Consider the following 3,650-nt stretch of genomic DNA (forward strand, 5'->3'; position numbering starts at 1 on the left):
AAGCAGAAGGTGGCGCGCATCATCAAGGACCAGGGCTGGCCCATGGTGATGAACTGCGTGATCCACCGCCTCAACATCGCGCACGTGGGCCGCATCATCGAGATGGCCGACGCGATCGGCGCCGAATACCTGGAACTGGCCAACACGCAGTACTACTCCTGGGCGTTCGAGAACCGCGAGCACCTGCTGCCCACGCGGGAGCAGCTGCGCGAGGCCGAGGCGGTGACGGACCAGTGGCGCGAGCGCCTCGCCGGCCGCATGCGCCTGTTCTTCGTCGCGCCCGACTACCACGAGGGCCGGCCCAAGCGCTGCGTCAATGGGTGGGGCACGACGCTGCTGTCCGTGGCGCCCGACGGCGTGGCGCTCCCTTGCCACACCGCGCGCATGCTGCCGGGCCTCTCCTTCCCCGACCTGCGCACGACCAGCGTGCGCAGCGCCTGGTTCGATTCGGAGGGCTTCAACCGCTTCCGTGGCACGGGCTGGATGAAGGAGCCCTGCAGCAGCTGCGAGCACCGCGAGCAGGACCTCGGTGGCTGCCGCTGCCAGGCCTTCCTGCTGGCGGGCGACGCCGCCGCCGCCGATCCGGTCTGCGCCAAGAGTCCGCGCCACGCCGTGGTGCAGGAGGCCGTGGCGCGGGCGGAACGCGGCGAGCCGCCGGTGCGCCCGCTGGTGTTCCGCGACCCGAAGCAATCGCGCGCGCTCAGCGCGTGAGAAGGCCCGCGCGGCGGGCGGTTATCGACATCCCGATACAGGCGCGCTACATTCGTCACCAGACCAGCGGGCTGGAAACCGCTGCACGGGGGAGCCGGGCGGCCCGGCGCAAGGGAATCGGATGACCGCACCGGAGGATCACCATCTCGTTGACTGGCTGAATTCGCTCGGCCTGGCGATGCACGCCGAGACGTTCCGCCGCAACGACGTCACGCTCGACCTCCTGCCTCACCTCTCCGATGCCGACCTGAAGGAGCTCGGGCTCTCGCTGGGCCACCGCCGCGTCCTGCTGGAAGCGGTGGAGCGGGAAAAGGCGAAAAAGCAACAGGGCGAGCGGCGTCAGGTCACCGTCATGTTCTGCGACCTGGTCGGCTCCACCACGCTGTCGGAGCGGCTGGACCTGGACGACCTGCGCGGCCTGATCCACGGCTACTACTCGATCTGCTGCAACCTCATCGAGGAAGCGGGCGGCTTCACGGCGCGGCTGGTCGGCGACGGCATCCTGGCCTACTTCGGCTATCCGATGGCGCGCGAGGACGCCGCCGAATGCGCGATCCGCGCCAGCCTGCGCATCCTCGAGCGGCTGGCCAGCGAACGCCCCGCGCCCGGCGGCGAACTCAACGTCCACATCGGCCTGGCCACCGGCATGGCGGTGATCAGCGACATGGTGGGCACGGGCTTCGCCGAGCGCCACGCGGCCACCGGGCTCACACCCAACCTCGCGGCGCGCATCCAGTCGATGGCCACCGCCGGCAGCATCCTCGTGTCGGACGACACCCGGCGGCTGGCAGGCGGCATGTTCACCTATGCGGACCTGGGCGAGCACCAGTTCCGCGGGCTCGAGAAGCCGGTGCGCGTGTGGCGCGTCACCGGCGAGTCGCTCGCGACCGACCGCTTCGAGGCCCACCGCAGCCGCGCGCTGGAATGCGTGGGCCGCGACGCCGAGCTGCAGGCGCTGGAGGAGAGCTGGGCCAGCGCGCAGCGCGGCGAAGCCCGCATCGTCAGCCTGATCGGCGAGGCCGGCATCGGCAAGTCGCGCCTGATGCGCACGGCCTCGGGCCGCTTCGCGCGCGGCGCCGGCAGCGTGGTGCTGCTGCAATGCGCGCCCAACCAGACCAGCACGCCGCTGCATCCGCTGGTCGCCTGGATCCGGCGCGAGGCCGGCATCGGCGCGGGCAGCGCCGCCGAACACCTGGAAAGCATCTCCCACTGGCTGGGAGCGTCGGCCTCGCGCCGGGACGTCGCGCTGGCCGCCGACCTGGTGGGCATCGCCCTGCCGCCGGGGACGCTGCCGGTGATGACGCCCGATCGCCAGCGCAGCCTCACGCGCGAGGTGCTGCTGCAGTACTTCGAGCGCCAGTGCGAATCGGCCGCGCTGCTGTTCATGCTGGAAGACGCGCACTGGATGGACGGCGCCACCGAGGACTTCCTGAAGGCGCTGTTCCGGCGCCTGCGCGAGCGGCGCCTGCTGGCGCTGGTCACCTCGCGGCCGCCGGCCCCGCACGACTGGCGCACGGCCGGCACGGTGCGCGAGATCCGGCTCGAGCCGCTGCAGGCCACCGACGCCGAGAAACTGATCCACAACGTCTGCCAGGGCGAGAGCCTGCCGCCGGCCCTGGTGGACCTGATCCTCGCCCGCACCGACGGCGTGCCGCTGTTCATCGAGGAACTGACGGCCACCGTGCTCGAAGCGCGCTCGCTGCCGGCGCAGGAAGGCACGCTGGGCAACGCGGCCACGCTGCCGACGCCGGACATCCCCTCCACCCTGCGCGACAGCCTGATGGCGCGCCTGGACCGGCTGGAAGGCGCCAAGGAAGTGGCGCGCGTGGCCAGCGCGCTCGGGCGCGAGTTCACCTTCGCGCTGCTGCAGCACGTGACCGGCCAGCCGCCGGCGGCGCTGGCCGCGGCGCTGGCCCGCCTGGTCGATGCGCAGCTGCTGTTCTGCCGCGGCGTGCCGCCGGCGGCCGAATACATGTTCAAGCACGCGCTGATCCAGCAGGCCGCCTACGAGGGCCAGCTGCGCGCCGACCGCCAGGCGCTGCACGCGCGCATCGTGCACGCCATCGAGGCGCACCAGCCGGAGCTGGCGGCGCACGAGCCGGGCCTGATGGCGCACCACTGCCGAGAAGCGAACCTGCCCGAGCGCGAGGTGGACTACCTCTACGCTGCCGGCCTCGCCTCCACGCGCATGGTGGCGATCGCCGAAGCCCTCTCCTACTTCACCCGGGCGGAGGAGCTGGTCGGCGCGCTGCCGCAGACGCCGCACAACGTGCGCCGGCACATCGACATCATCCTCGGGCTGATGGAAGTGGGCCGCTTCGCGATCCTGCCCAAGCGGCTGATGGAGCTCGGCGCGCTGGCGCGCAAGCTCTCGCAGGTGGAAGGCGTGACGTGCGATGCCGCGACGCTCTCCTCCATCCTGTTCCAGGAAGGGCGCGCGCACCTCTACACCACCCGCTACAAGGACGCGCGGCGCATCTTCGGCGAGATCCGCCAGCTCGGGCGCGAGACCGGTTCCGAGCTGATCGAGCGCAAGCCCGGTTCCGCCCTCACCATGGACCTGTGCTGCCAGGGCCTGTTCGGCGAGATGCTGGAGTTCGTGAACGAGACCAACATCGGCCACTACAAGGAGGCCGGCAGCATCATCGACTACATCTCCGGCCTGGGCTGGATCGGCTACGCGCGCTGCCAGGCCGGCCCGGGCGACGAGGGCGTGCGCAGCGGCGAGCTCTCGGTGCAGGAGGCCGAGCAGCTGCAGTCGCCCGTCTACGTGGCCGGCGCGCTGATCTGGCGCAGCCACGCGCTGATGGCGGCGCGCCGCTTCCAGGAGGCGGTGGCCGACGCGCGCGGCTGCCACCGCCTGAGCGAACAGCATGCGGTGCCCTACCTGCGCTGGCACAGCCTGGTGTTCCTGGCCCTGTGCCTCTCGCGCGCGGGCG

The 3,650-nt window shown here is 71.7% G+C and carries 2 protein-coding genes; both read left to right on the forward strand.

Features of this window, described 5'->3' with window-relative positions:
• A partial coding sequence (locus VFM98_RS17670; protein ID WP_325111215.1) for an SPASM domain-containing protein occupies window positions 1-711 on the forward strand: 711 nt, incomplete at its 5' end.
• Window positions 712-832: 121 nt separating this feature from the next.
• Window positions 833-3,650: ATP-binding protein (locus VFM98_RS17675; RefSeq protein WP_325111216.1), on the forward strand; the 2,818-nt coding region annotated here is incomplete at its 3' end.

The organism is Ramlibacter sp. (assembly GCF_035706265.1).
GTDB lineage: Bacteria > Pseudomonadota > Gammaproteobacteria > Burkholderiales > Burkholderiaceae_C > Ramlibacter.